Source organism: Trichlorobacter sp. (assembly GCF_030247655.1).
Taxonomy (GTDB): Bacteria; Desulfobacterota; Desulfuromonadia; order Geobacterales; family Pseudopelobacteraceae; genus Trichlorobacter.
On the sequence record NZ_JAOTRZ010000005.1, the window covers coordinates 16,247 to 42,796 of the forward strand.

At 53.4% G+C, this 26,550-nt stretch carries 26 protein-coding genes; 18 read left to right on the forward strand and 8 right to left on the reverse strand.

The window, feature by feature from the left end:
- Positions 1-20 precede the first annotated feature (20 nt).
- The 13 genes from OEL57_RS00855 to aqpZ all read left to right on the forward strand — a co-directional run bounded on the left by OEL57_RS00855 (position 21) and on the right by aqpZ (position 14,168).
- Positions 21-542 carry a penicillin-binding protein activator LpoB gene (locus OEL57_RS00855; protein WP_300735838.1) on the forward strand — a complete coding sequence of 174 codons (522 nt, stop codon included), beginning with the start codon at positions 21-23 and terminating at the stop codon, positions 540-542.
- A gap of 1 nt (position 543) precedes the next feature.
- Positions 544-1,857 carry a PelD GGDEF domain-containing protein gene (locus OEL57_RS00860; RefSeq protein ID WP_300735840.1) on the forward strand — a complete coding sequence of 438 codons (1,314 nt, stop codon included), beginning with the start codon at positions 544-546 and terminating at the stop codon, positions 1,855-1,857.
- Positions 1,854-2,849 carry a tetratricopeptide repeat protein gene (locus OEL57_RS00865; RefSeq protein WP_300735842.1) on the forward strand — a complete coding sequence of 332 codons (996 nt, stop codon included), beginning with the start codon at positions 1,854-1,856 and terminating at the stop codon, positions 2,847-2,849. The genes OEL57_RS00860 and OEL57_RS00865 overlap by 4 nt, the downstream gene beginning before the upstream one ends.
- Complete coding sequence (gene pelF / locus OEL57_RS00870) at positions 2,849-4,363, forward strand: GT4 family glycosyltransferase PelF (RefSeq protein WP_300735844.1); 1,515 nt, start codon at positions 2,849-2,851, stop codon at positions 4,361-4,363. Before OEL57_RS00865 ends, pelF begins: the two co-directional genes overlap by 1 nt.
- Positions 4,364-5,734 carry an exopolysaccharide Pel transporter PelG gene (pelG, locus tag OEL57_RS00875; RefSeq protein ID WP_300735846.1) on the forward strand — a complete coding sequence of 457 codons (1,371 nt, stop codon included), beginning with the start codon at positions 4,364-4,366 and terminating at the stop codon, positions 5,732-5,734.
- 154 nt (positions 5,735-5,888) lie between these two features.
- A complete protein-coding gene (locus OEL57_RS00880) occupies positions 5,889-6,797 on the forward strand; it encodes a GAF domain-containing protein (RefSeq protein WP_300735848.1) in 909 nt (302 codons plus the stop codon).
- A gap of 40 nt (positions 6,798-6,837) precedes the next feature.
- The gene (locus OEL57_RS00885) at positions 6,838-8,499 is read left to right on the forward strand and encodes a FecR domain-containing protein (protein ID WP_300735850.1); all 1,662 of its coding nucleotides are present in this window, start codon (positions 6,838-6,840) and stop codon (positions 8,497-8,499) included.
- A gap of 16 nt (positions 8,500-8,515) precedes the next feature.
- Positions 8,516-10,495 carry a CHASE2 and HATPase_c domain-containing protein gene (locus OEL57_RS00890; protein ID WP_300735852.1) on the forward strand — a complete coding sequence of 660 codons (1,980 nt, stop codon included), beginning with the start codon at positions 8,516-8,518 and terminating at the stop codon, positions 10,493-10,495.
- A 159-nt stretch (positions 10,496-10,654) separates the two neighbouring features.
- Positions 10,655-10,912 (forward strand): hypothetical protein, encoded by a 258-nt coding sequence (locus OEL57_RS00895; protein ID WP_300735854.1) that lies wholly within the window; start codon positions 10,655-10,657, stop codon positions 10,910-10,912.
- A complete protein-coding gene (locus OEL57_RS00900) occupies positions 10,913-11,122 on the forward strand; it encodes a hypothetical protein (RefSeq protein ID WP_300735856.1) in 210 nt (69 codons plus the stop codon). It abuts the gene before it with no gap.
- 82 nt (positions 11,123-11,204) lie between these two features.
- On the forward strand, positions 11,205-11,927 hold the full coding sequence (locus tag OEL57_RS00905; RefSeq protein ID WP_300735858.1) for a response regulator transcription factor: 723 nt from the start codon (positions 11,205-11,207) through the stop codon (positions 11,925-11,927).
- Positions 11,928-12,152: 225 nt separating this feature from the next.
- Positions 12,153-13,409, forward strand: a complete 1,257-nt coding sequence (locus tag OEL57_RS00910) for an OmpA family protein (protein WP_300735860.1) — start codon at positions 12,153-12,155, stop codon at positions 13,407-13,409.
- Positions 13,410-13,454: 45 nt separating this feature from the next.
- Positions 13,455-14,168 carry an aquaporin Z gene (aqpZ, locus tag OEL57_RS00915; RefSeq protein ID WP_300735862.1) on the forward strand — a complete coding sequence of 238 codons (714 nt, stop codon included), beginning with the start codon at positions 13,455-13,457 and terminating at the stop codon, positions 14,166-14,168.
- 142 nt (positions 14,169-14,310) lie between these two features.
- On the opposite strand, the gene rimO is transcribed toward aqpZ, so the two are convergent.
- From rimO to gatC, 8 genes are read right to left on the reverse strand one after another with little or no spacing between them, the layout of a single operon-like run.
- Positions 14,311-15,630 carry a 30S ribosomal protein S12 methylthiotransferase RimO gene (gene rimO / locus OEL57_RS00920; RefSeq protein ID WP_300735890.1) on the reverse strand — a complete coding sequence of 440 codons (1,320 nt, stop codon included), beginning with the start codon at positions 15,628-15,630 and terminating at the stop codon, positions 14,311-14,313.
- 42 nt (positions 15,631-15,672) lie between these two features.
- Positions 15,673-16,158: a YajQ family cyclic di-GMP-binding protein gene (locus OEL57_RS00925; protein ID WP_300735864.1), complete on the reverse strand. Its 486-nt coding sequence runs from the start codon at positions 16,156-16,158 to the stop codon at positions 15,673-15,675.
- Between the two features lie 10 nt (positions 16,159-16,168).
- On the reverse strand, positions 16,169-16,882 hold the full coding sequence (locus OEL57_RS00930) for a LolA family protein (RefSeq protein WP_300735866.1): 714 nt from the start codon (positions 16,880-16,882) through the stop codon (positions 16,169-16,171).
- Between the two features lie 3 nt (positions 16,883-16,885).
- Positions 16,886-18,520 carry a chemotaxis protein CheA gene (locus OEL57_RS00935; RefSeq protein WP_300735868.1) on the reverse strand — a complete coding sequence of 545 codons (1,635 nt, stop codon included), beginning with the start codon at positions 18,518-18,520 and terminating at the stop codon, positions 16,886-16,888.
- 2 nt (positions 18,521-18,522) lie between these two features.
- Positions 18,523-18,888, reverse strand: coding sequence for a response regulator (locus tag OEL57_RS00940; RefSeq protein WP_300735870.1), 366 nt, complete (start codon positions 18,886-18,888; stop codon positions 18,523-18,525).
- A gap of 17 nt (positions 18,889-18,905) precedes the next feature.
- Entirely contained in the window at positions 18,906-20,333 is a 1,428-nt protein-coding gene (gene gatB / locus OEL57_RS00945) for an Asp-tRNA(Asn)/Glu-tRNA(Gln) amidotransferase subunit GatB (RefSeq protein WP_300735872.1), read from the reverse strand.
- Positions 20,330-21,787, reverse strand: a complete 1,458-nt coding sequence (gatA, locus tag OEL57_RS00950; protein ID WP_300735875.1) for an Asp-tRNA(Asn)/Glu-tRNA(Gln) amidotransferase subunit GatA — start codon at positions 21,785-21,787, stop codon at positions 20,330-20,332. Before gatA ends, gatB begins: the two co-directional genes overlap by 4 nt.
- A gap of 15 nt (positions 21,788-21,802) precedes the next feature.
- Positions 21,803-22,090, reverse strand: coding sequence for an Asp-tRNA(Asn)/Glu-tRNA(Gln) amidotransferase subunit GatC (gatC, locus tag OEL57_RS00955; protein WP_300735877.1), 288 nt, complete (start codon positions 22,088-22,090; stop codon positions 21,803-21,805).
- A gap of 202 nt (positions 22,091-22,292) precedes the next feature.
- Between gatC and rplM the strand changes: the two genes are divergently transcribed.
- The 5 genes from rplM to OEL57_RS00980 form a co-directional block, all read left to right on the forward strand.
- Entirely contained in the window at positions 22,293-22,721 is a 429-nt protein-coding gene (rplM, locus tag OEL57_RS00960; RefSeq protein ID WP_300735879.1) for a 50S ribosomal protein L13, read from the forward strand.
- A 40-nt stretch (positions 22,722-22,761) separates the two neighbouring features.
- The gene (rpsI, locus tag OEL57_RS00965) at positions 22,762-23,154 is read left to right on the forward strand and encodes a 30S ribosomal protein S9 (RefSeq protein ID WP_078789373.1); all 393 of its coding nucleotides are present in this window, start codon (positions 22,762-22,764) and stop codon (positions 23,152-23,154) included.
- A gap of 95 nt (positions 23,155-23,249) precedes the next feature.
- Positions 23,250-24,335 (forward strand): AI-2E family transporter, encoded by a 1,086-nt coding sequence (locus tag OEL57_RS00970; RefSeq protein WP_300735884.1) that lies wholly within the window; start codon positions 23,250-23,252, stop codon positions 24,333-24,335.
- A gap of 4 nt (positions 24,336-24,339) precedes the next feature.
- Entirely contained in the window at positions 24,340-25,380 is a 1,041-nt protein-coding gene (argC, locus tag OEL57_RS00975) for an N-acetyl-gamma-glutamyl-phosphate reductase (RefSeq protein WP_300735886.1), read from the forward strand.
- Positions 25,377-26,550 (forward strand): YgiQ family radical SAM protein (locus OEL57_RS00980; RefSeq protein ID WP_300735888.1); only part of this gene is annotated, 1,174 nt, incomplete at its 3' end. The genes argC and OEL57_RS00980, both read left to right, overlap by 4 nt.

The following is a 26,550-nucleotide window of genomic DNA, read 5'->3' on the forward strand; positions in this document are numbered from 1 at the left end:
GAAGTAAGAAGGAGGAATGCATGAAACGAATACTGCTGATACTTGCCGGGCTCGTGATTTTAGCCGGTTGCTCCACCCTGCATCAGGGAAGTCGTGAGGCTGCGCCGCAGGCTGAGACCTGGGCGGTAATTCCATTTGTAAACAATACCGAAACCCCGTTTGCTGCCGAGCGGGCAGAGGCTATAACCACGGCACTGCTCTATGCCCGTGGTGTGCAGCGGGTAATTACCATGCCCCTTGATCCGGCTGGAGATAGCGAGGCACTGCCTGATCGTGGTTTGAAGCGTCGGGAGGCTGGACTGGCGTGGGCAAAGAAACAGAACGTCCGCTATGCCGTTGCCGGTACTGTTACGGAGTGGCGCTACAAAGTTGGATTGGATGGGGAGCCGGTGGCCGGCATGACACTGCAGTTGATTGATCTGAATGATGGCAAGGTGCTCTGGTCCGGCAGCGCCGGGAAAAGCGGCTGGAGTCGTGAGGCGGTCAGTGCCGTGGCTCAGCAGGTGCTTGAGCAGCTAATCAGCACCATCGCATTACGATAAGATGGTTACGTTTAGCGGCATATCCACACGCTTTCCCAGATTGATTGTCTGGCTTGAAACGTTGGGATTGACTCTGCTGATTCCGTTGGTCGGTACGGTACTGAACCGGGATGATCCTTTTTTTGTGAAGGCGGAATTTCCCTGGCTCTGGCTTGGTTCGCTCCTGGTGGCGTTACGCTATGGCATTGCTCCTGCTTTAAGCTCGGTGTCGCTGGTGATGCTGCTTTGGTTCGGTGCTGTTATCGCGGGTCTGGTCAGTGGCGCCTTTCCATTGCACTTTATGTTGGGGGGGGTCTTGCTGGCATTGCTGGCTGGGCAGTTCAGTACATCATGGTCAACACGGCTTAGACGTTCAGACCAGCTTTCCCGCCATGCTTCGGAGCGGTTTCAACAGCTCTCCCGAGCCTACTTTATGGTCCGTCACTCCCATGACCGGCTTGAACAGAACCTGGTCAGCAGACCGGTTACCCTGCGACAAGCCATGATGGAGCTTCGTCGTCTGCTGGTTGAAAAGGGTGGTGTTATCAGCCCGGAACTGGCAGGCGAGCTGATGGTGATTCTCGCCCACTATTGCTCACTTTCAAGTGCAGCAATCTATGCAGTGCGCCACGGCGTGCCTGATCTGGTGCCTTTGGCGCAGTGTGGTCAGGGGGCTCCCTGTCTGCCTGACGATCTGTTGGTGCGCTCAGCACTTGAGTCCGGTACCACCGCCTATCAGGCCGCCAACCGTCTTGGTGGTAGTCAGCATAGCAGCTATTTGGCGGCAGCCCCGCTTTGCAGCAGTAGTGGTCATTTATTGGGGGTGGTGCTGGTCAGTGATATGCCGTTCATGGCTTTGCACCGTGAAACCCTGCAAATTCTGGGGGTTCTGCTGGCCTATGCAGCTGATCATGTTGAGGCTGCAGCGACAGCAAAAAGCGTGACTACTATTTATCCTGATTGTCCGACTGTTTTTGGCGCAGAACTTATCAAGATGATACGTCTGAAGCGGGATCTGGATATTGTGAGCACCCTGGTGGTGATTAACCTGCCTCCTGGCCCACAACTTGATGAACTTTGCCAGGTGATGGAACGCCAGCAACGGGGGTTGGACCATGGCTGGCGCCGGGATTTAGGCTGGGGAGTGCAGTTTGTAACGTTAATGCCTTTTTCCGGTCCGGCCGCTATGGAGGGGTATCAGGCGCGCCTGAACGAAGTGCTGAAAGGTCAGTTCAAGATAACACTGCAGGGAGCCGGCATATCGCTCAAGTATGCGGTGGTCTCTGCTGATGAACCGGTAGTACAGCTGGCAAACCTGTTGACGGAGGAAGTATGAGTAGTCTGAAGCTGCTCATCTATGCTCTGCTGAGTGAGCAATCAGCCTTGTTGTCCATCTTTGGCTCACAGCCGGTCTGGCAGCGGGTACTCTTCTTTTTGGCTGCTCATCTACTTGCCTCGCTACTCTTTGCCCTGCTGTTAACGGCCAGCTTTCCCAAGCGTTTTATCTCTTCCCGAAAAGGGCTGTTGGGGCTGTTCTTCAGTTTTAATTTTTTTGTGCCTGTGTTTGGCGCACTGGGGACGTTACTATTACTTTTATATTTCAAATGGTTTCTGAAGGAAGAAGAACGTACGGAATTTTCCAATGTGCCGCTGCCACCTTTTTTGGCAGAGTCAGCGGATCTTGGTTCCGGTATGGGGGAGGGGGGGGCCTGGTCCCGTTTACGGACCCTGGATCTACCCCGGGAGCTGCGCCTAAAGGCGTTATTATCAGTAGGAATCAGCAGCGGGCATAACTCCAGTCGTTTGTTGCAGCATGCAACCGGAGACAGTGATGATGAAATCCGGTTATTGGCTTTTAACCTCCATGAACGTCAGGAACAGAAGATACAACAGGCTATTTCAGCAGAGCTTCATGAGCTGAAAACCGCTAAGACCCCTGAGCTTAAGGCCTCGGTCTGCCGTAACCTGGCCTTCTCCTACTGGGAGATGGTCTACAGTGCCCTGGCTCAGGATGATCTGCGGGATTTTTTTGTGGAACAGGCGGCCAAATATGCTGAACAGGCATTACAGCTGGACGCTAAAAATCCTGCTCTGCTTGTTTTAGTAGCACGAATATACCTGCAAAAACGTAATTACAAGTTGGCTTCAGAGACCATTCAGAAGGCGTTGTCGGAAGGTGCTGATCCGCTTAAGGTGCTGCCTTATCAGGCAGAGCTTGCCTTTTATGAGCGAGATTTCAATGCTGTCCGAAGATTGTTACAGCAGGATACAACGATTCGCTTCAGGCCTGGTATCGGGCCGGTGGCTCAGTTCTGGGGTGTTCGCTGATGGCAGATATTTTTCCCAAGGCTAAACAGGTTGATGTGATGCTGCTGCTGGAGGGGACCTTCCCCTATGTCAGTGGTGGCGTGTCCAGCTGGGTTAATCAGATTATCAAGGGGTTTCCCGACCTTGATTTCGGGGCGGTATTTATCGGCAGCAAGGCTGACGAGTATGATGGCTTTAAGTACTCCTTGCCTCCTAACCTGAAACACCTGCAAGTGCATTATTTACACGATGAGCATATCACCCCGACGGTAGTACCCTGTGCCGGAGACCCCCACGGCTTTGAAATCCTGCAGCGGCTGCATGGCTGGTTTGCCAACCCGCATCCTGATGGGTTGCCAGCGGAGCTCAAGCAGGCTTCCTTTTATCTGAAGGCCAAAGGAGGCGTTGATTACTCCCAGTTTTTGTATTCAGATCGGTCCTGGGAGTATATCTGTTCCTTATATCGTGAGCGCTGTACAGATCCTTCATTTGTTGATTATTTTTGGACAGTCCGCAATATGCATGCCCCGATCTGGCAACTGGCTGCCATAGCTGGCAGCTTAATTCCGGCCAGGGTGTATCATACCGTTTCCACCGGCTATGCCGGATTTTTAGGGGGGCTTTTACATCACCATACCGGGCGTTCCCTGATACTCTCAGAGCACGGTATCTACACCAAGGAACGCCGGATCGATATTTTTAACAATGAGTGGATTCAGGATAACCGCAATGCAATGCAGCGTGATCCAACCGAGATCAGCTACTTTCGTGATCTTTGGATCAGGTTTTTTGAAACACTTGGACGTTTCTGCTATGACGCGGCAGGTCAGATCGTATCGCTGTATGAGGGGGTGCGTCAACGTCAGATCAGCGACGGTGCCCTGCCTGAAAAGATCAGTGTCGTACCCAACGGGATTGATGTGGCACGTTTTGCACCACTACGTACAACACGACCGCCCCGGCCCCCTATGGTGCTGGCACTACTGGGGCGGGTGGTGCCGATCAAGGATGTTAAAACCTACATCCGTGCGATCCGTATTCTGGTTAATCATATTCCGGATCTGGAAGGTTGGGTAGTTGGGCCGGATGGTGAAGATCCTGAATATGCGGCAGAGTGCCGTGCCCTGGTTTTGAGTCTGGATCTCGCAGACCGGGTACGTTTTACCGGCTTCATGAATCCGGTGGACCTGTTTCCGCAGATCGGGCTGCTGGTGCTTTCCTCCATCAGTGAAGGCCTTCCTTTGGTGGCTCTGGAAGGGTTTGCTGCCGGAGTGCCATTGGTTTCCACCGATGTCGGTTCCTGTCGTCAGTTGATAGAAGGGGTTGGCGAGCAGGATCAGGCCCTGGGAACGGCTGGCGCTGTCGTGCCGATCAACAACCCCCAGGCCCTTGCTGTTGCCTGTCTTGGCCTGCTGCAGGATCAACAGGCATGGGATCAGGCCAGCCAGGCGGCCATCATCCGGGTTGAAGCCTTCTATACCCAACAACAGATGTTTGCCCGCTACCATGCATTGTATCAGGAGGCGTTGAGCTAAATGGCCGGTATCGGATTTGAATTACGTAAATTGATGAAGGGCGACAGCTATAGCTCATTACTGATGGCCTATGCCTATGCCGGTATCATCAGTTCCGGCCCCTGGATACTTTCTATTATTGCAGTGTTGTTGATCGGCGTTATCTCGCTGCCGGTGGTCATACCGGCGTTGCTGGTCTCCAAGTTTCAGACCGTGGTTACCTATCTGATCGCCTTCAGTCTCATACTGACCGGCCTGGTGCAACTGTCCTTTACCCGCTACTCTGCAGACCGGATCTTTGAAAAGGAACATTACCGGTTGCTCCCCAACCTGAACGGACTGCTACTGGTGGTGATCGCGGTTAGCGGACTTCTTTCCTATCCGATTGGTCTGCTGGCGTTTCCTCAACAAAGCCTGTTTTTCAGGCTGCTGTTTGCTGCAACCTTTGTGGTGCTCTGCTGCGTATGGGTTACCGCTATTCTGCTGTCGGGCTTGAAGGCCTACAAGGCGATACTGGTTAACTTTGCCCTTGGCTATGGTTCTGCCCTGCTACTTGCCTTTTTGCTGCGGCATGGCAATCTGGAAGGACTGTTGCTGGCCTTTCTGGCCGGCCAATTCATCCTGTTGCTGGGGATGTTCTGGGTCGTCTTCCGTGGCTATCCCTCCCGGATATTCATAGAGTTTGATTTTATGGGATCAGGCAGGATGTACCGTTCCCTGATGCTGACCGGTCTGTTCTATAACCTGGGAATCTGGATGGACAAGTTCATCTTCTGGATTCATCCGGTTACCGGATCAAACGTCATCGGTCCTCTCAGGGCTTCGCTGGTCTATGACCTGCCGGTCTTTCTTGCCTACCTGGCAATCATACCGGGCATGGCTGTTTTTCTGGTGCGGATAGAGACCGACTTTGTTGAATACTATGACCGCTTCTATGATGCCGTGCGAGAAGGGGGGTCGCTTTCCTACATCCAGGAGATGAAGGACGAGATGGTGCGGGTGGCCCGGGAAGGTCTGTATGATATTATCAAGATCCAGGCCATTGCCACCATTGTGGTGATTGTGGCCGGGCGTCAGCTACTGCGCTGGGCCGGTATATCTGAAATCCATCTGCCTCTGCTTTCGATTCAGGTGGTGGCAACCGGTTTTCAGGTGGTGCTGCTGGGGCTGCTGAATATCTTTTTCTACCTGGATAAGCGGAATCGGGTGCTGTTGTTGACCGCCCTGTTTACGGTTCTGAACCTGGGGCTTACCCTGCTCTCGATCTGGATGGGTCCGTACTATTATGGCTACGGCTTTGCCCTGGCACTGATTATGACCATTGCAGTGGGTATGGCCCTGCTTGATTATGACCTGGGAAAACTGGAGTATGAGACCTTTATGCTGCAGTAATGAATCTCCCCAGCAAGCCTTGTGAATCTACCCTCTGAGTACTGCCTGTCGTTGCCGGCGATCGAGCTGCTTTGTTATATTTCGTCAGATTTAGTCGCTTGTCCTGTTACTGCCGTTACTTGATAGTGCTAATAAAAATCAGGAAGTTACCTCTATGCGCGAACATCTCGTAGCAACCCTGCAGCATATCCCTTCGGCAGCCATCCTGGTTGATGCTAATGGACAGATACTACAGGCAAATCATGCTGCTGAACTTCTTTTTGGCTATGCATCGGGCAGTTTGGATGGACGACCCCTTGCTGTGTTGATTCCAAAGGACAGGCGGGAACTGCATGATGAACTGCTGTATGACTATTGCAAGAATCCTTCAACCTGCCCCAAAGGGACCGGACTGCAACGTCATGGACTGCGCCAGGACGGCATCATTTTCCCCGTTGATGTTGCGCTTGCTCCGATTCAGTTTGGTGAGGAAGTTCTGTTTTTTGCCACTGTAGTTGACCTTTCTGCCTTCAAACAGACAGAGCTTGAGTTGCGGCAGGTCAATCGGTCTCTGCGCTTTTTAAGTAAGGTGAATCAGCTTGTTGCCCATGCGGATGATGAACAGGATCTTCTGCAGGAGGTCTGTCAGGCTGCTGTGGAGGCAGGAAACTATCGGATGGCCTGGGTCGGCCTTGCAGAGCAACATGCTGATAAAAAAATCCGTCCGGTGGCATTCCATGGCTTCAATAACGGTTTTATTGAAAAGCTGAATATTACATGGGGAGAAAACGGTAACAATATGACTGCCGTGGGAGAAGCCATCAGATCCGGTCAGCCGGTTGTCCGCAACAATATTTTGGGTGACCCCCAGATGTCCCCCTGCAGAGCCGATGCAAAGCAGCGTGGCTATCAATCGGTCATCGCCCTGCCATTAAAAGTACATGATACCGTCTGGGGGGCGTTGGCCCTGTTTGCTCCTGAAAATGCAGCATTTACACCACAGGAATGCAAAGTGCTGTCGGAATTAAGCGATGATTTGTGTTTTGGTATACGGAGCTGCTTTCAGACCAGCCTGCAGGGATAGGCTGACCTGCGATACAGGGACTGTTTGTTGAGGTAGAGCAATGAATAGAATAATCTGCTGGTTTGTGCTGCTTTTAAGCGTGATGTCGCTTCCTCTGTCTGCTGCCGGACAGAATGCAGAGCGGACCGTTGAAATACGTGTCGCCCCCAGAGATACCCTTATCGGGTTATGTCAGAAATACCTTGTTCAGCCTGAAAAATGGCAACAGGTGGCAAAGCTCAATCGTCTTCCAGATTCCAACTACATAGCTCCAGGGCAAAAAATTGTCGTACCGGTTGCTTTGCTGAAAGGGGTGCCGATGGACGGCACCGTCTCCTTTCTGCAAGGAGAGGCGTTCCTGCAGCCAACCGGCAGTTCTGAATGGCGACCGCTGAAATTGCGGGAGATCATCAGGGAGGGGGGCGCGCTTAAAACCGCAGCGAACAGTGCCCTTGAGATCAGTTTTGAAGATGGCACCAGCTTCTTGCTGCGGGAACAGTCATTGTTGACGGTTAAGGCATCAAAGAAGGGGCCTTTGCATCTCCTGCGGGTACTACGACTTGAGGGTGGCAAGATTATTTCCAGGGTAAAGTCTGCCACTGGCAAGGACTCCCGCTTTGAGATCGAGACCCCCTCCGCTCTTGCTGCTGCGCGGGGAACCCATTACCGGGTGGCGGTTGACGGGCAGGGTACTACCCGGGCAGAAATGCTGGAAAGCCGTACTGATCTCTCGGCAATGGGCGCGACCGTTCCTCTCAAGGAAGGGGAAGGGGCGTTTGCCCGTAGTAACGAACCGCCTTCTCCGCCGATCAGGCTGCTTGATCCGCCGGAGCCACAGAATATTGCCGCTGTGTATGGTAATAAATCCAGTACGGTCAGCTTTTCCCAAGTGCAGAACGCGGCACAGTATCGGGTTTTGCTGGCACGGGACCATGAAGGCAAAAACGCTGTCAAAACGGTGGTTATAAAGCCTGATGAAGCCTTTGTGTTTGAGGGGCTTGAAGATGGGAGTTACTATCTGCTGGCAACCAGCATTGGTGAAGAGGGGCTGGAAGGCGCCCCGTCAAAACCCTGTGAGATAAAAGTCAGACGGAAACCGCTGCCGCCGGATATTGTTGCCCCTCTGGACAAGGCGTCCCTGCCTGAAATGCCTCTGAAGTCTCAATGGCATAATGTGCTTGGCGTATCGGTCTACCAGGTTCAGATTGCCACCACCCCTGATTTTTCCGGGCCTCTGATTGAATCCGGCGACCTCAAAAAGACCATCTACCATTCTCGGGAACTGCAGGGCGGTACGCACTATTTACGGGTGAGGTCGTTGGCTGAAGATGGCTATGCCGGGGATTGGTCAGCTGTCCGGGCGGTCTCAATAGTCAAACTTCTACCTCCTTCATTGCGTAAGCCGGACGGTGATGACAATAAACTCTATCTGGAATGGGAACCGATGAAAGGCGCCACCGGGTATCATCTGCAGATCGCCCGTGATGAGGCCTTTGGGTCAATTCTTATTGATCAGACACCGGCTGAATCAAAACTTGTGCTGGAAAATCCGCCGGAGCCTGGAAAATACTACATGCGTGTTGCTGCACGGAATGCCGACCAGGAGACCAGTGCGTTTTCAAAGTCCGGCAGTTTTGAGATCGAGCAATCAAAGTCTTATTTTTTTGAGGCGCTTGGGTTTGTTGGCGGGGTAGGTCTGGCTCTGCTGCTGGTGCTGTTGTAAGGATAGCCGATAGCCCATGCCTACTCATCCGGTTCCGCATAATCTGCGCTTCCTGCTCCTGCTGGCAGCAACGCTTGTCATTCTTCTGTCTGTTGATTATCTGGGAGCATTTGCCGGAGTTGACACCTATTTCTATGACACGTTTTTGCGCCTGAGGGGAACCAGGCCGACCTCCAACAGGATTGTCATTATCGCGGTCGATGCAAAGACACTTGACCGGTTTGGACAATGGCCGATCAAGCGACGCCATTATGCAGAGATGCTTGATCGGCTTGATCTGGCAGCCGTTGTTGGTTTTGATCTGCTGCTGCGGGAGCCGACCGCTGATGACGGCCTGTTGGAGGCAGCAATCAAGCGGCATGGCAGGGTGGTATTGCCGGTGTATGTCGGTGCCGCTGCCCAGTCGATCGGGCCACTTGATCGTTTCTCCTCCGCAGCAACCGGGCATATCCATATTGAACTGGGGGTTGATAATACCGCCAGGGAGCTGTTCCATAGTGTCTACGCTAACGAGCTGTTGCCATCACTGTCGTCCAAAATGTATGAAACAGTCTCTGGACAGCCTTTTCTTCGTCTGTCCCCCCCTGTTCCGACCGCAGGCAGGTTGATTCAGCAGAACCAGCACACAATCAACTACTACGGTACGCCAGGTACTTTTACGCGGATTTCATTGGCTGATCTGCTTGATGGGACTGTTCAGCCGGTCTATTTTAAAGACAAACTGGTGCTGGTCGGGCTGACAGTGCCGGGTATTCTTGATGAAGTATCAACTCCACTCAGTCAAACCAGAAACCGGATGCCCGGTGTTGAAGTGCATGCAAATGCCCTGAACAATCTGCTGGACAAGAGCAGCATACATGAACTGCCGGGATTTCTGCGCGCCTTTGCTGCGCTGCTTACTGCGTTGCTGCTGGCTGTTGTACTGGCAAGACGTGATGAAAAACAGGCGGTTCTGATCTGGGGTCTGAGTCTGTTTTTGGTGTTGCTGACTGCCTTTATCTTGCTTGCCGGTACTCACTGGTGGGTTCCTCCCACATTCTTCCTGGTCGCCTTCAGTGTCATATTTGCTGCGGTCTATCTCTATCGTCTGGACAGCGCAGCCCGAAAGCTTGACCATGAATATGAGATCATGACTGCCCTGCTGGGCCGGGATGCCAATGAAGCCCCTGAACAGGTGGCAGGCAGCGGATTGTTCGGCTTTCTGTCAGAAGGTGGCATCAATGCCAAGATCGGTCGTCAGGTCAGTATGACCAACAAACTGCTGGGGCTGCATAAGCAGCTGGAAAGTGCCCTGAAGACAGAGCGTGAGGCGCTTGATAACCAGATCCGGTTTGTTGAGATGCTTTCCCACGAATACCGCACCCCCTTGGCTATTATCCGGGCCAACCTGGATATTCTTGAAATGAAGGACGAAGATCTGGGTGGCCAGCTGTCAGGCAACTTTTCCAAGATGAAGCGCGCAGTTTCCCGATTGGTTGAGGTGATGGAGACCTCACTGGGGCGGCAACGTCTTGAAGAAGCCAAGGCAGTGCTGCCAGCCAATGAAGAGATTGATCTGACGGCCTTTCTTGATTCTCTACTTGAGGAATCAGGTGAACTCTGGGCCGAACGCAGCTTTGAACGGTATGGCGGTGGCTGTTCAGGATGTTGCGTTCATGGCGACCGGTTGATGCTGAAGACCGCTGTGCTGAACCTGATTGATAATGCGGTAAAATACTCTGCAGTACAGGAACCGGTACGGGTTTTTCTTGAAAAACGGGATGGCCAGGCGATCCTGTCGGTGGTCAATCATGGAGTGCCGGTTGCGCAGGAAGAACTTGAACGGGTATTTGAGAAATTTTACCGTGGCGGCAGCAGTACCAATACCAGAGGGGCCGGATTGGGGCTCTATCTGGTACGCAAAATCATCGAACAACTGGGCGGACAGGTAACCCTTGCAAGCGATCCGGTACAGGTGACCACCACCGCAACAATCAACCTGCCACTCTACCGCTGAATCCATCTTCTTCTCCCCTCCTTATCTTGCTACTGCCGAATGTTTGTCAGATTTCGTTGGAATTGATGGTTTCTGATGGCTTGAGGCTCGTCCGAGCGTCTGTTATCGTAACATCAAACATGAAGGTCCGTCTGAAAACAGACATCAGGCAGGTGTGCCATGACCAAACCGGTCGATGAAAGCATAGATGATAAAAAACAGCCGCGACCAGAAATGCTGCTGGGGCTATCTTTACCTGCAGTGGTAGAATTGTTCGGTGTTCCACTGAAATATCTGTCTGTTGTCGGTTTGGAAATAGTCCTGTTTGGATGCCGTGGCGTATGTCTGGTCTGTACCTTTTCACATGAAGTCTGCGTACAGGCCCGCTATACCGATATACTTGACTTCGGCAACCGTATACGACAGGGAGACTGGTAGATGACACTATTTGAACAACAAAGATTTCTTGAAGGTATAACCCATATCAAAGATGTTGATTTTATGAGTTGGCAGGGTTGGGAGCTGTTAATGTCGTGGGTACGGCAACAGGCCTGGCGGGTTGATTTTTTTGGTGGTGAAAAAATACCGTCCCGGTTGCTTTATCCCAAGTCATTAACCAGTGAGTTAATTGGATATATGGCTGGATAAGCTCTTTTTTTTGGGTCCACAAGTGTGCTAGTTTGCCCCGGTAACACAGGTTGCCGGTGACTACTGGAGGAGATCTACAGGCATGGATGCAGGATTCAAAATTCTCATTGTAGAAGACGATCAGGATCTGCGTGAGAGTATCGTTGAATACCTCAGTATTGCCGGATTTGACGTCACGGCGGTCAAGAGTGCCGCTGAATTTTACCAGGCCGTAGCGCAAGGTGGCTGGAGTGTCGTGGTGGTTGACATCGGCCTGCCTGACCAATCCGGCTTTGTACTGGTTGAATATGTGCGGGCCAACACCGATATGAAGGTGATCATCATGACGGCCCGTGATGCGCTTGATGATCGGGTTAAGGGCTATGACGCCGGAGCAGATCTTTACCTGGTCAAGCCGGTTGATTGTCGTGAACTGGCCGCAGCCATTACCAGTCAGGCACAGCGTCACATCAGTCGCTCCCTTTTCTGCGCTCCGGTTTCGCATAGCCTATCCCCCCCAACAGAACACTGGGAACTTGCCCAAAGCTCCTGGAGCCTGATTGCGCCGGATGGCGCACAGATTCAACTAACCGGCAAGGAACTGCACTTCATTGAGCTGCTGTCGTCAGGTGTGGGCAAGACCATTGCCCGTGAAACGCTCTTATTGAAGCTTTATCAGCGTTATGATGAATATACCAGCCGCTCCCTGGATTCGCTGGTCAGGCGCTTGCGGGTCAAGATTATGTCGGCCACCGCCTGTGTCGTTCCGATTAAGACGGTGCATGCCGTTGGTTACTGTTTTTCCGCTACCCTGCGCTCCGTGTAATTCCCTGCCCCGGCTTCAAGCCACAAAAAATGTGATCCGACCGCTTTGTTAAGGTCTTTTTCTTGTCGGCGCATTCCCCCCGTTGTCAGATATGGTCAGAAAATCTTCGATTTGATGGGTTGTTGTTTGGCCTTACGCTGGTTGATAGTACCCGGTATGGTCGCTATCGACTGTATGGCTACGCGAGAGCTGCTTGCCATCTAAAATCAAGAGGAGTATGAAATCATGCACAAAATGATGAAACATCTAGTACCGTTGGGGCTGTTGCTGGTGGCGTCCAGTGCTTCTGCCGGAATTAGGCAGGGAGAGTTTTCGATTTCGCCGGTGCTTGGCGGCTACTCCTACGAAGGACAGCAACACCTGGATACCAACCTGGTTTTTGGCGGTCGGGCCGGGTATATGCTTACCAAAAACCTTGGGGTTGAAGGGCTGTTTGATTACGTTAACCCTGAACTGACCGGTGGCAAAAAGGATATCAGCATGTATCGCTACGGCGGTGAGTTGCTGTACCACTTTATGCCGGATAACACCTTTGTCCCGTATATTGCAGCCGGATTTGCCGGGCTGAAGTTTGATGGTGCCAATGCCACCTCAAAAAACACCTACGGTGCAGCCGATTACGGTGTTGGTGCAAAATATTTCCTTACCGACCGTTTTGCTCTGCGGGCCGATGTGCGGCACATTATGTACAACCTGAGCGAAACAGTGACCCATAACGTTGAGTACACCGTGGGTGCCTATATTCCGTTTGGAGGCGCTGCTCCGGCAGTCAAGCCGATCGAGGTGGCTCCTGCTCCGGAACCAATCAAGGTGGAAGCTCCCAAACCGTCGGCACCCAAAGCCTTCCTGCATGCGACACCGCAAAATATCACCAGCGGTGAACAGTCCACCCTGCAGTGGAGTTCAAGCAATGCAAAGAACTGCTCCATTCAACCGGCTATCGGTTCTGTTTCTCTGTCAGGTTTTACTACTGTTTCGCCAACAGCGGATGCGGAATATACCCTGACCTGCAAGGGTGAAGGCGGTGAGGCAACCAGTAAAACCGCCGTTGCAGTCAAACCGGTACCGGTTGTGCAACCTGCGCCGCCTGCTCCCGTGGTGGAACAATCGGCTGCCAAGGCGTCTGCTGCCCAGCTTTGCAGCCCCACCGTGCTGAATATCAAATTTGACACCAACAAGACCGCTATCAAACCGGCCTATCAGGATGAGCTGGCTAAACTGGGTACCTTTCTGAAAGATAACCCGGGCGCCAAAGGCAGTATTGAAGGGCATACCGACAGTGTTGGCAACAAAAAGGCCAATATGAAGCTCTCCCAGCGCCGGGCTGATAGCGTTCGCAGCTACATTATCAAAAAATCAGGTATTGATGCCAGCCGGATAACTGCACAAGGCTTTGGCCCCACCAAGCCGATTGCAGATAACAAAACCGCAGCAGGAAAAGCAAAAAACAGACGGATCGAAGCAAACTTCAGCTGCGAATAGCGTTGGTTGAACGCTTGCCGGTATACAGATTGTTGTTAGCCGTGGGTGGCAGCAAAGAGGAAAAATATCATGAAACAGTATGGCGCTGAATTTTTAGGAACATTTTGGCTGGTCCTCGGTGGATGCGGCAGTGCCGTGCTGGCTGCAGCCTTTCCTGGGGTGGGCATCGGTTTGCTCGGGGTTTCCCTGGCCTTCGGGCTGACGGTGTTAACAATGGCCTATGCAATCGGCCACATCTCCGGTTGTCACCTTAATCCGGCAGTATCCATTGGGCTCTGGGCTGGTGACCGGTTTTCGGCAAATAAACTTGTGCCGTATATCGTATCCCAAGTTTTGGGAGGAATTGCCGCAGGTGGTGTGCTCTACATTATTGCCAGTGGCAAGGCAGATTTCAATTTAAGTGCAGGCTTCGCTTCAAACGGCTATGGCATACATTCGCCTGGCGGTTATTCGTTGTTGGCGGCTCTGGTCTGTGAAGTTGTTATGACCATGATGTTCTTACTCATAATTCTCGGTGCAACGGATAAGCGCGCACCTCAAGGCTTCGCTCCTCTGGCTATTGGTTTGGGGCTTACGTTGATTCACTTAATCAGCATCCCGGTTACCAATACATCGGTGAATCCGGCACGTAGCACAGCAGTTGCATTGTTTGCCGGCGACTGGGCACTTGCTCAATTATGGCTCTTCTGGGTTGCTCCGATTGTCGGCGCTCTTATTGGTGCAGTTGTCTATAGATTTATTGGCAAAGCTGAAGATTAAGTGTCAGTAGTAAAGTATTTGCAATACCTGTAGATCGATTTCACTCCTTCCGGGGAATATGCTGAAAAGCAAGAAAGCCCTTGCGACATATGTAGCGAGGGCTTTCTTGTCAAAAATATTTTGATGCGGACGTTAAGCTAATCTACTCCTCCACCATCTCTGCCACCAGATCATAATCCGATGAGTCGGTGATTTTGCAGGCTACAATGTCGCCAATTTCGGCATGGCCGGAGGTGATGTAGACCTGACCATCAATGTCCGGTGCCTGACGGCTGGTGCGCCCCTTCAGCAGCAGTTCGGTTTCTTCACTGTAACCTTCCACAATCACCTGCTCAACCTTGCCCACCATGGCCCGGTTACGTCGGAAGGAAACCCGTGCCTGTGCCTTCATCAGCTTGCGGTGACGTTCCCGCTTGACTCGCTCTGAGACCTGGTCAGGCATCTCAGCTGCCGGGGTACCATCTTCTTTTGAGTAGCAGAAGACCCCCAGCCGATCAAACTGGGCCTTTTCCACAAACTGCAGCAGGTTCAGGAAGTCATCCACCGTCTCGCCGGGGAAGCCGACAATCAGGGAGGTGCGCAGGGTGATGCCCGGTACTTCACTCCGCAGGCGCTCAATCAGATCGCGGACCTGTTGTTCGCTGCTGCGACGCTTCATCTGCCTCAGGACGTTATCGCTGATATGCTGGATCGGAATATCCAGATATTTGCACAGCTTGGGCTCGGTCTTCAGCAGTTCAATCAGCTCATCGGTAATGCCGTCCGGGTAGGCATACAACAGTCTGATCCATTTCAAGTCAGGAATATCTGCCAGACGCCGGATTAGAGCAGCAAGGGTGCTGTTGTCATCCATATCCGTGCCGTAGCGGGTGATGTCCTGGGAAACCAGGATCAGTTCCCGCACCCCACCTTGTACCAGCCGTTCGGCCTCAGCCACCAGGGCATCCATCGGGCGGGAGCGGTACGGACCACGCAGGGTGGGAATTACACAGTAGGTGCAGCAGTTGGAGCAGCCTTCACCAATCTTGAGATAGGCGTACCAGCCCGGTGATGAATTCAACCGTGGGAGATTTTCATCATAGATGTAGTTAGGGTCGCCCACATAGCAGATCTGCCCTGTTTGCGCGGTATGCTCGGCCAGAATCTCAGCCACACGTGGGTAGTCACCGGTGCCGATGAAGATATCCACCTCATTCAGTTCCTTGGCCAGCTCTTCCTGATAACGTTGTGGCAGGCAGCCTGCCACAATCAGGGTCTTGCAGTTGCCGTCATTCTTGCGGTCAGCCAGATCCAGGATGGTGTCAACGCTCTCTTCCCGCGCCTCTTTGATGAAGGAGCAGGTGTTGACAATGATGATGTCAGCCTCTTTCTCGTCCATGGTGATCTCGTAGCCCTGCCGGGACAGGACACCCAGCATTACCTCTGCATCTACCAGGTTTTTTGGGCAACCCAGGCTGACCATACTTACTTTTTGCTTCTTGGACTCACTCACGTATATTCCCCTCTACTCGCGGAAGTTCGTAAACTGCATCTCGACATCAAGGTCTTTGCCTTTCAGCAGCTGAATGGCGTCCTGCAGGTCATCACGGTTTTTACCGGTGACCCGTACCTGATCATCCTGAATCTGGGCCTGGACCTTAAGTTTGCTCTCCTTGATCACGGCGATGATTTCTTTGCCCTTTTCCTTTGAGATCCCCTGCTGAACCGAGATGATCTGGCGTACCATGCCACCTGAGGCCGGTTCAATCTTGCCGTACTGGAGTGCCTTGATGGAGATATTCCGCTTCAGAAACTTGGATTGTAATACATCAATTACGGCCTTCAACTTGTAGTCATCTTCAGAGAGAACCTTGACGCTATCCTTTTCCTGAGTGATCTCGCTCTTGGAACCTTTGAAGTCGTAGCGCTGGCCGATCTCCTTGATGGCCTGGTTAACAGCGTTGTCTACTTCCTGCATATCTACCTTTGATACAATGTCAAATGACGGCATGAACTTCCTCCTACGGTTTGATTATTTCGACGCCTTGCGGCACTTTAAAGCTGAATTTTGCGGCGGAAAGGCCATTGTTGGTCCGTATCCGGCTGTAGCTGATCCGGGTTTCTGTGCCGCTGCCATCAACCACGGTTGAGGTGACCACCGGGAACGGTTCTTTGGCCTTGCCATCAGCCAACATGGCATTGACCGCCTCTTCGTGGATGGTGAGGCGCAGGTGGGACAGGATCGGGGTCGCCTTGCGCGGGGTCAGATCAAGCAGGTAGTTGCCCTGCTTGTCTCGGTTCGGTTTGGCAAAGGCGGCATTGAAGTCCTTTGAGACATTGCCCAGTCCGGTCAGGTAGGCCATGCCGATGCTGTTGCCCCCCTTCATCATTCCTTCTAAAGAAGATACCAGTACCTGTTTGATTTCCGGCTGATAGAACCAGACCTGTTTGCCGTTGGATATGATGCTCTGCTTCGGCACAACATAGTCAAAACGGAACTGGGCTGTGCCCTGTGCCGGACGTCGCAGGGCCAGTTCGCCATGTCCTTTCTGGGGCTTGGGAAAACCGGCCAGGGTGGTGGACTGGCTAAAGCTGGCCTGCAGGTCCTGCAATGAGGCATAACCTTGTTCAAGGGTGGCAATGACCTGTTGCAGGGTGGCTTCGGCAGCCAGGGCTGGGTTGGGGCTGCAACAGAGTAGAGCTGCAAGGATACAGGCGCTGATAAGCTGTTTCATGGTTTAGTTCTCCGTACAAAGTCTGCCGACGCAGGCAGTTGGGTCAATAATAAAGACGATCTGGCCGTTGCCCAGCAGACAGGAGCCGGAAATGCCGCGCAGGTCTGTCAGGGGGTGGCGCAGGGGGCGGGTAAAGATTTCCTGCTGCCCCAGCAAGCGATCCACCAGTAGTCCAATCGGTTGCTTGTTTGATTCAGCCAGTAATATCGGCAGTATCGCGTTGCCTGACAAGGTTTCACGCTGGCGGAAAAAACGGGGCAGGTTGCGAATTGGTATCTCTGCGCCGTCCCGCAGCAGGTACAGCTCGCGTCCTCTCTGGATAATCTCGTTGCGCTGTACCTCGCAGGTGCTGGTAATGGCGCTGACCGGCACTGCCAGCTGGAGCCCACCACAGGTCACCATCAGGGCGTGAATAATGGCGACACTGATCGGCAGCCGCAGGGTGAAGATGGAGCCATGCCCCGGAGTGGAGTCTATGGTCAGGGTGCCGCCAATGGTCTGGATCGCATTTTGGACCACATCCATCCCTACGCCCCGGCCTGAAATGTCGGTTACGGTTGTGGCTGTTGAAAAACCGGGGCTGCAGATCAGCGACAGAATTTCCTGTACTGTCAGGTCGGCAGCCTGTTGTTCATTCAAGAACCCCTGACTAATCGCCTTGGCGCGGATTCGTGCCGGGTCCATGCCACGCCCATCATCCCGAACTGCCAGCAGTACCTGATCAGCCAGGCGGCTGACGCTTAGGGACAGACTGCCGACCGGTGGTTTACCGCAGGCCACCCTCTCTGCCGGTGTCTCAAGCCCGTGGTCAACGGCATTACGCAGTAGATGTACCAGCGGTTCAATGACCTGTTCCAGTACTCCCCGGTCCAGCTCAATCGTATCCCCGTAGATCTGAAAGGTAAGCTCTTTGCCGCTCTTGCGGGCCAGATCCCGTACCATGCGGGGATAGCGCTCGGCAATTGATCCAAACGGCAGCATCCGGGCCTGGAATACCTCGTTCTGGAGTTGTCTGAGCAGGGTTGAAAGCTCTTTTAGCGGCGGTTGAAGTTCATCAGCCTGATTGCGGCTGGTCCAGTCTTCCAGGGTGTGACGTACCGTCAGCAGCTCACCGGAAATAGTGACCAGACGGTCAAGCAACGCGGTGCGGACCCGGGTGGTGGTGTTCTCATCGCTGGCACGGAAAAGAGACTCTGTTGGTTCTGCTGCCGGTTTGGTTTGGCTGGCAGCTGGGTTGAGAGCTGTCAGTGCTGCCTCTTCTACCGATGCTGCATGGTTACGGATTCGGCTGGCCAGATCGTCACTGTCCGGCAGTTCCGCTCCCTGTGACACCAGCGCCACCAACTGCTCCAGAGTGTCAATGGCTGCCAGCATCAGGTCAACCGTGTTACGGGTTGGATTGAAATGGCCATCGCGGATCTGTGCCAGCAGGTCTTCCAGGGCATGGGAAAGGGTGGTGATCGGGTCAAGCTGCATGGTGGCGGCCATCCCCTTCAGGGAGTGGGCATGGCGGAACATCTCGTTGATGCTGTCGGAGTCGGCAATTCCATCTTCACAGCGCATGCTTAATGTGCCGAGAATAGTTAGATGTTCCCGGGATTCGCTGACAAACAGGTCCCGGTAGCGGGAGATATCCATGGCTAGCTGGCTTCCATCTGCCTGAGTACGGCAGCAACGGTTTCCTGGGTAAACGGTTTCTGCAGATAGGCTGCAGCACCGTGCTGCAGCGCCTTTTGGATGGTCTGTTCCTGGGAGATAGAGGAACAGATGATGACTTTTGTTGCCGGTAGGCTGCAGCGGATATCATCCAGTATTTCGATGCCATTGGCATCAGGCAGGATGATATCCAGAAAGATCAGATCAGGCGTGGTGGTGTGCAGGAATCGTTGGGCCTCAAGGGCACTGCCAGCCTCAGCTATTGTGTGATACCCGCAGTCTTCCAGCATGTTGCGTAGGACCGTGCGGATGAACAGGGCATCATCGACAATCATGACGGTTTGAGGCATGGTGTTCTCCAGAGGGACTATCCTGCCAGTTTTTGTTTCAGAAGGTCGTTGACCACCGCCGGATTGGCCTTGCCCTTCATTGCCTTCATGACCTGGCCGACAAAAAAGCCAAAGACCTTGTCTTTGCCGCCCCGATACTCTTCCACCTGTCCCATGTTGGCGGCCATGATCTGGTCTATGGCGGCCTCAATGGCGCCGGTGTCAGAGACCTGGGCCAGGCCTTGCTGCTCAACAATGGCTGCTGCTTCGCCGCCGTTTTTCCAGATCTCTTCAAACACCTTCTTGGCAATAGTACCAGAAATAGTGCCGCCATCAATCAACTTGATCAGGCCAGCCAGTTGGGCAGGGGAGACCGGACTCTCCTCAACGGCAATTCCGTTGTCATTCAGGGCGCGGGTCAGCTCACCCATGATCCAGTTGGCAGCTGATTTGGCATTGTTACAAGCCTGGGCGCATTGTTCAAAATAATCGGCCAGCGGGCGTGATGAGGTCAGCACATCGGCGTCATACTCCGGCAGGCTGTATTCAGTCAGAAAACGGTTGAATTTGGTCTCCGGAAGTTCAGGCAGATCGCTCTTTACCCGGTTTATCCAGTCATCGGAAATTACCACCGGCACCAGGTCCGGGTCCGGGAAGTAACGGTAGTCGTGGGCCTCTTCCTTGCCCCGCATGGAACGGGTGACCCCTTTGTTGGGATCAAACAGACGGGTTTCCTGTACAACCGTGCCGCCATCTTCGATCAGTTCACACTGGCGGGCGATTTCATATTCAATAGCTGCCTTGACAAACTTGAAGGAGTTGACGTTTTTGATCTCGGCCCGGGTGCCGAAGGTGTCGGAACCGACCGGCATAACCGAGATGTTGGCATCACAGCGGAAGGAGCCTTCCTCCATGTTGCCATCGCAGATTCCCAGGTAGGTCACGATCTGGTACAGCTTTTTCAGGTAGGCCACCGCCTCATCGGCAGTGCGCATATCCGGCTCAGAAACTACCTCCAAAAGTGGTGTGCCAGCCCGGTTCAGGTCTACACCGGAACCGCCATCCTGGCCATGCACCAGCTTGCCTGCATCCTCTTCCATATGAATACGGGTGATACCGATCCGCTTGGTCTGATCACCCACTGCAATATCCAGGTGACCGGTCAGGCAGATCGGCAGGTCAAACTGGCTGATCTGATATCCCTTGGGCAGGTCAGGATAGAAGTAGTTCTTACGGGCAAAGATGTTGGTGGGGCTGATGCTGCAGTTGGTGGCCAGGCCGGCCATGATGGCAAACTCCACCACCTTTTGGTTCAGCACCGGCAGGGCGCCGGGCAGGGCCAGGCAGACCGGACAGGTGTTCAGGTTGGGTTCCGCCCCGAAGCGGGTGGAGCAGCCGCAGAATATCTTGCTGTCTGTCTTTAGTTGTACGTGGACCTCAAGTCCGATAACCGGTTGGAATTTCATAGTGTTGCCTTCTTGGTATGCCAGTCGGTGGCTTGTTCAAAATCAAAAGCCGCTCTCAGGATGGTTTCTTCGCCAAAGGGGCGTCCCAGCAGTTGCAGGCCGATCGGCAGGCCGTTGTAGCTTTCGCCGGCCGGAACTGAGATGCCGCAGATACCGGCCAGGTTGACCGGGATGGTGAAGATATCGGACAGGTACATCTGCAACGGGTCGGCGGTCTTTTCGCCGATTTTGAAGGCCGGGGTGGGGGCCACCGGGGTCAGCAGCAGATCAACCGACTTGAATGCGTCAATAAAATCCCGCTGAATCAAGGTGCGTACCTTCTGGGCCTTGATATAGTAGGCATCGTAGTAGCCGGAGGAGAGGGCGTAGGTGCCCAGCATGATTCTGCGCTTGACTTCAGCCCCGAACCCTTCTGAACGGGACTGCATCATCAGATCAATCAGCCCGGAGCTTTCCTTGGCACGGTGGCCAAAACGGACCCCTTCATAGCGGGCCAGGTTGGAGCTGGCTTCGGCAGTGGCGATCAGGTAGTAGGTGGCCACTGCGTAATTGGTGTGGGGCAGCGAGACCTCAACAAACTCTGCCCCAAGCTGACGATAGACCGCAATGGCTTGATCCATGGCCTTTTGGACATCTGGATCAAGTCCGTCTATAAAGTATTCTTTGGGCAGGCCGATCTTAAGCCCTTTAACTCCCTGTTTCAGTGCTGCCCTGTAGTCAGGCACCGGACAGTCCACACTGGTGGAGTCTTTGGGGTCATGTCCGGCAATGGCTTCCAGCAGCAGGGCCGCATCGGTTACATCGCGGGTCATGGGGCCAACCTGGTCCAGTGAGGAGGCATAGGCAATTACGCCGTAACGGGAGACTCGGCCATAGGTGGGCTTAAGCCCCACGCAGCCGCAGTGGGAAGCTGGCTGACGGATGGAGCCGCCGGTGTCGGTGCCCAGGGTGGCCACAGCCTGCTGGGCAGCAATGGCTGCAGCAGAACCGCCGGATGAGCCGCCCGGAATATGCTCTTTGTTCCAAGGGTTGCGGGTCGGGCCAAAGGCACTGTTTTCACAGGATGAGCCCATGGCAAATTCATCCTGGTTCAGTTTGCCCAGCAGTACGGCACCCTGAGACTTCATTCTGGCCCAGGCGGTGGCATCATAGGGGGCGATGAACGTATCCAGCATCTTTGAGGCGCAGGTGGTGCGTACCCCTTCCGTCAGGAAGATGTCCTTCAGCGCCACCGGTATGCCGGTCAGCGGGGCGCAGTCGCCGGTTGCAATCCGCTGGTCTGCTGCTGCTGCATCGGCCAGGGCCTGTTCTTTGGTGACGGTGATAAAGGCATTGATGGATGGGTCGGTGGATGCAATCCTGTTCAAAAAAGAGGTGGTGATCTCAACCGAGGAGACCTGGCGTGCCTGTAACTGGCCCTGCAGGTCATGGATGGTCTGTTCGTAGAGTTCCATAGCTAGTAGTCTCGTTTATTCTATGACCGGGGGCACCCGGAAGTAGGTCTCGTTTTTGTCAGGGGCATTAGCCAGGGCGCGATCATGCCCAATGGACAGTGTGACGCAATCAGGACGGAAGGCGTTCTCCATCGGTACCGCATGGGAGGTGGGACTGATGTCATCAGTATTTAGCTCGTTGAGGGTCTCAACATAGGCCAGAATAGCCTCCATCTGTCCGGTAAAAAGTTGTTTTTCATCATCCCGCAATGAAAGCCGGGCAAGTTTTGCCACATGCTCTATCTCATGCTGATTTATGCTCATGGTTGATTCCTTGCAAAAACGGCGGTAAAAGTTCTGTCTCTGTAGCATAGAACCCCCTTTCCTGGCAACTCCGTTCGGGATGTGGGAGATATTTTTTGCTTGACACTATTTGGGTGGTCACGTATGGTACACCTCTTCGTAAAACTAAGGCGGCGCTACGACCCAGCTCTAAAGCTCGTCGAGACCGTGTGTGAGGTTCGTAATGAGAACAGAAGTTGCTAAAAAAGAAACCGTTAATCACCAGTGGTTTGTGGTTGATGCTGAAAATGTTGTGCTGGGTCGCCTGGCTACCCAGATTGCTAACGTTCTGCGTGGTAAGCACAAAGCTATTTACACCCCCAGCGTAGACACCGGTGATTTTGTTGTGGTGCTGAATGCCGAGAAGATCTCTCTGACCGGTAATAAAGTCGCCGACAAGGTTTATTACAGCCACTCCGGTTTTCCTGGTGGTATCAAATCCACTACCGCTGGTGAGCTGCTGGTTAAAAAGCCTGAAGAACTGCTTCGCAAGGCTGTCAAGGGTATGTTGCCCAAGAACAAGTTGGCACGTCACATGCTGAAGAAGCTGAAAGTGTACAGTGGCAGCAGCCATCCCCACGAGGCACAGCAGCCAGCTCAGCTGTCCCTGTAACCGTACCGATTACACGTTTCATTTTTGAGGAGATAAAGATATGGCAGCAGTCAGCTTCTACGGCACTGGCAAAAGAAAAAGTTCGATAGCTCGCGTTTGGCTCAAGCCCGGCGCAGGTCGTATCGTTGTTAACAACAAGACGCTTGATGAGTACTTTGGTCGTGAAACCTCCAAGATGGTTGTTCGTCAGCCTTTGGAACTGACCGAGAACGTCGGCAAGTTCGATGTGTTTGTCAATGTCTGTGGTGGCGGTGACTCCGGTCAGGCCGGTGCTATCAAGCATGGCATCACCAAGGCGCTGTTGGAGGCTGATCCTGAACAACGTGCAGAGCTGAAGAAAGCCGGTTTCATTACCCGAGATTCACGGGTTAAGGAGCGGAAGAAGTACGGTCGCAAGGCTGCTCGCGCCCGCTTCCAGTTCTCCAAGCGCTAGTCAGGATACTGGTTATACACTGCAAAGTGTGCTACACGGGGGGAGATCCAGACGGATCTTCCCCCTTTTGTATTGCATCTGCCTGAGAGGTCATCATGGACCGTACCCTGCTGAAGACATTGTCTGCCTTTGTCGCTATCCTGCTTGGTATCTACCTGCTGGGCAAGATCCTGTTGCCGTTTTTATCTCCCATTGCCTGGGCCTTGGTCATCGGTATCATAACCTTTCCAGCCTATCGCCGCCTGCTTGGGCTTTTGAAACAGCGGGAAGGGTGGGCAGCAGGATTGATGACCCTGGCGGTCATGCTGATCTTTGTCCTGCCGGTTATCAGCCTGCTCTCGGTACTTGCGCAGGAGGTTGCACAGGTCTATCAGTTTGTAAGCGGTTCTTTGTCCAGCGGTGGTGCTGACAAACTGCTTCAGCAGTGGTCCGCGCAACCACAGCTGGCGCCCTATATGGCAAAATTGAAGACGTTAGCTGGTAGCAGCAGCTTTAATCTGACGGACAGTGTCATGGCAAACTCCAAGGAGGGATTGGCAAAACTGCTTGGCTTTCTGACCTCTATCCTGGCAAACTCGTTCAGTTTTCTAATGGATATGATCTTTATGCTGTTTATTCTGTTTTTTGTCTATCTTGATGGTGAACGGGCACTTGCCTGGTTGTACAGAATGTTGCCTATGGAGAGCGGCCTGCAGGAAACGCTGTCCAGGGTGGTTCGGGATGTGCTGTCCGGTTTTATCTTTGGTACGCTGTTGACCTGTCTGGTGCAGGGTATCCTGGCTGGGGCTGCCTACCTGCTGTTTGACGTTCCTTCCCCGTTACTTCTGGCGGTCTTAACCGCCATTGGTGGTTTGATTCCGGTGGTGGGTACGGCCATTATCTGGCTGCCAGCTGCCCTGTATCTCTACCTGCAGGGGTCTGCAGTTAAGGCTATTGTGTTGATATTGTGGGGATTTCTAGCAGTCGGCATGTCGGATAATGTGGTTAAGCCGATCTTTATGAGTAGCAGGGTAACTCTGCCGATTCTACCGATCATGCTCGGTGCCTTTGGTGGTCTGGCAGCCTTTGGGGTGCTGGGTGCCATCTTTGGCCCGCTGCTTTTGGCTATCCTCTATGAACTGTATGTGATTGAGCCGGTGCCTGTTGTGGCGGCATCGTATATGTCTGAACAGGGAGAATAGTACCATGCTGAACGTTGCCATTGTCGGAGCCAGTGGATATACCGGACTTGAATTGATTCGGTTGCTTGATCGTCACCCTGAGGTGCTGATCAGTTGCGTTACCTCTGAGCAGAGTGCCGGTAAACGGATTTCTGAGATTTTCCCCACGTTGCGTGGCCGTTGCGACCTGATTTTGGAACCATTGGATACGGCAGCTATTACGGCCAAGGCGGATCTGATCTTTACCGCGCTGCCCCACCAGGCCGCCATGAAGGTGGTGCCTGATTTTCTGGCAGCCGGCAAAAAGGTGGTTGATCTCTCGGCTGACTATCGTCTGCATGATCCAGCAGTCTATGGTGCCTGGTATGAACCTCATCTTAATCCCGAATTGCTGCCGGAAGCGGTGTTTGGTCTGCCTGAACTGCGTCGTGATAGCATTAGAAAGGCGCGGTTGGTGGCTAACCCCGGCTGCTATCCCACCAGCGTGATCCTTGGTCTGAAGCCGCTGCTGGAGAACGGTTTGATTGATATAGCCACCATCATTGCCGATTCTAAATCCGGCACCAGTGGAGCCGGCCGCAGCGCCAAGGTGGATTCACTCTACTGTGAGGTCAATGATTCCTTCAAGGCCTACGGTGTTGGCGGTGGCCATCGTCACACCCCTGAGATCGAACAGGAACTGTCTGAACTGGCAGGCAAACCGGTAACCATTACCTTTACACCTCACCTGGTGCCGATGGATCGCGGGATACTTTCCACCATCTATGCCGCCCCCACCCGAACGGTGACGACTGAAGATCTGGTAGCGCTCTATGCTAAAACCTATAAAAATGAGCCGTTTGTGCGGCCACTACCTAAGGGACAGTTTCCTTCCACCGGTTTTGTGCGCGGTTCCAACTTCTGTGATATCGGCATAACCCTGGATAGCCGCGCCAATCGTATTGTGGTGGTCTCGGCCATTGACAATCTGGTTAAAGGAGCATCCGGGCAGGCGATCCAGAACATGAACCTGATTTTCGGTTTTCCAGAAACCAGCGGCCTGGAAGGGCTTGCGATCTTCCCTTGAGCCGCCACCTACCTATAACGTTGGATGAGGCCCGCGGTCGTGGCTGGCACGAGCTGGACATCATCTTGGTGAGTGGTGATGCCTATATTGATCATCCAGCCTTTGGCGTGCCCCTTTTGGGGCGCTGGCTGGAGTCCTATGGGTTCAGGGTTGGTATCATTGCTCAGCCTGATTGGCGATCCAAGGAGCCGTTTATGGCTTTGGGGCGCCCCCGTCTGTTCTTTGGTGTCTCTGCAGGTGCCATGGACTCAATGGTGGCCCATTATACCCCCCGCAAGAAGCTGCGTCATGATGATGCCTACACCCCTGGCGGTAAGTACGGCGCACGTCCTAACCGTGCTGCACTTATCTATACATCGCGTCTCAAGGAGGCGTATCGTGATGTTCCGGTGGTGCTGGGTGGTATAGAGGCCTCATTACGTCGTCTTGCTCACTACGATTACTGGGATGACAAGGTGCGGCGTTCGGTTTTGCTGGATGCCAAGGCAGACCTGCTGGTGTACGGCATGGCAGAACAGTCCTTGCTTGAGCTGGCCAGGCGGATGCAAGCAGGGGAACCGCTTGAACAGATTAGAGACCTGCGCGGGACCGTCTATGCTGCCAAACAACTGCCTGACGGTTGTGTTGAGCTTCCCTCCTTTGAGCAGGTGAATGGTTCAAAAGAGACCTACCTGGAGGCATTTCGTCAGTCTGAGCGTGAACAGAATCCCTATTGTGGCAAGACATTGGTGCAGGCCCATGCTGAACGTTTTGTGGTCTGCAATTCGCCTGCATTACCTCTGACGACCGTAGAACTAGATGCCGTCTATGCCCTGCCATTCAGTCGTGAACCGCATCCATCCTATCGTGAGTTGATTCCTGCCTTTGAGCAGATCAAGACATCGCTGACCAGCCATCGAGGTTGTTATGGGGGCTGCTCCTTTTGTGCCATCAGTTCGCATCAAGGCAAATTTATTCAATCCCGTTCAAGTGGGTCGGTGACTGCAGAACTGCAGACCCTGGTTAAAAAGCCCTGGTTCCGTGGCACAATTAGCGACCTGGGCGGCCCGACCGCCAATATGTACGGTACTGGCTGTGGTGCGCCTGATGCTGGCTATAACTGCCGGAGACCCAGTTGTTTGCATCCCAAGCCCTGTCCAAATCTGAAGGCTGATGATCGTTTGGCAGTAC

Bases quoted from the DNA above. Each gene is read 5' to 3' on its own strand.
- OEL57_RS00855 (WP_300735838.1), top strand. From the start codon at position 21: ATGAAACGAATACTGCTGATACTTGCCGGGCTCGTGATTTTAGCCGGT.
- OEL57_RS00860 (WP_300735840.1), top strand. From the start codon at position 544: ATGGTTACGTTTAGCGGCATATCCACACGCTTTCCCAGATTGATTGTC.
- OEL57_RS00865 (WP_300735842.1), top strand. From the start codon at position 1,854: ATGAGTAGTCTGAAGCTGCTCATCTATGCTCTGCTGAGTGAGCAATCA.
- pelF (WP_300735844.1), top strand. From the start codon at position 2,849: ATGGCAGATATTTTTCCCAAGGCTAAACAGGTTGATGTGATGCTGCTG.
- pelG (WP_300735846.1), top strand. From the start codon at position 4,364: ATGGCCGGTATCGGATTTGAATTACGTAAATTGATGAAGGGCGACAGC.
- OEL57_RS00880 (WP_300735848.1), top strand. From the start codon at position 5,889: ATGCGCGAACATCTCGTAGCAACCCTGCAGCATATCCCTTCGGCAGCC.
- OEL57_RS00885 (WP_300735850.1), top strand. From the start codon at position 6,838: ATGAATAGAATAATCTGCTGGTTTGTGCTGCTTTTAAGCGTGATGTCG.
- OEL57_RS00890 (WP_300735852.1), top strand. From the start codon at position 8,516: ATGCCTACTCATCCGGTTCCGCATAATCTGCGCTTCCTGCTCCTGCTG.
- OEL57_RS00895 (WP_300735854.1), top strand. From the start codon at position 10,655: ATGACCAAACCGGTCGATGAAAGCATAGATGATAAAAAACAGCCGCGA.
- OEL57_RS00900 (WP_300735856.1), top strand. From the start codon at position 10,913: ATGACACTATTTGAACAACAAAGATTTCTTGAAGGTATAACCCATATC.
- OEL57_RS00905 (WP_300735858.1), top strand. From the start codon at position 11,205: ATGGATGCAGGATTCAAAATTCTCATTGTAGAAGACGATCAGGATCTG.
- OEL57_RS00910 (WP_300735860.1), top strand. From the start codon at position 12,153: ATGCACAAAATGATGAAACATCTAGTACCGTTGGGGCTGTTGCTGGTG.
- rimO (WP_300735890.1), bottom strand. From the start codon at position 15,630: ATGGTCAGCCTGGGTTGCCCAAAAAACCTGGTAGATGCAGAGGTAATG.
- OEL57_RS00925 (WP_300735864.1), bottom strand. From the start codon at position 16,158: ATGCCGTCATTTGACATTGTATCAAAGGTAGATATGCAGGAAGTAGAC.
- OEL57_RS00930 (WP_300735866.1), bottom strand. From the start codon at position 16,882: ATGAAACAGCTTATCAGCGCCTGTATCCTTGCAGCTCTACTCTGTTGC.
- OEL57_RS00935 (WP_300735868.1), bottom strand. From the start codon at position 18,520: ATGGATATCTCCCGCTACCGGGACCTGTTTGTCAGCGAATCCCGGGAA.
- OEL57_RS00940 (WP_300735870.1), bottom strand. From the start codon at position 18,888: ATGCCTCAAACCGTCATGATTGTCGATGATGCCCTGTTCATCCGCACG.
- gatB (WP_300735872.1), bottom strand. From the start codon at position 20,333: ATGAAATTCCAACCGGTTATCGGACTTGAGGTCCACGTACAACTAAAG.
- gatA (WP_300735875.1), bottom strand. From the start codon at position 21,787: ATGGAACTCTACGAACAGACCATCCATGACCTGCAGGGCCAGTTACAG.
- gatC (WP_300735877.1), bottom strand. From the start codon at position 22,090: ATGAGCATAAATCAGCATGAGATAGAGCATGTGGCAAAACTTGCCCGG.
- rplM (WP_300735879.1), top strand. From the start codon at position 22,293: ATGAGAACAGAAGTTGCTAAAAAAGAAACCGTTAATCACCAGTGGTTT.
- rpsI (WP_078789373.1), top strand. From the start codon at position 22,762: ATGGCAGCAGTCAGCTTCTACGGCACTGGCAAAAGAAAAAGTTCGATA.
- OEL57_RS00970 (WP_300735884.1), top strand. From the start codon at position 23,250: ATGGACCGTACCCTGCTGAAGACATTGTCTGCCTTTGTCGCTATCCTG.
- argC (WP_300735886.1), top strand. From the start codon at position 24,340: ATGCTGAACGTTGCCATTGTCGGAGCCAGTGGATATACCGGACTTGAA.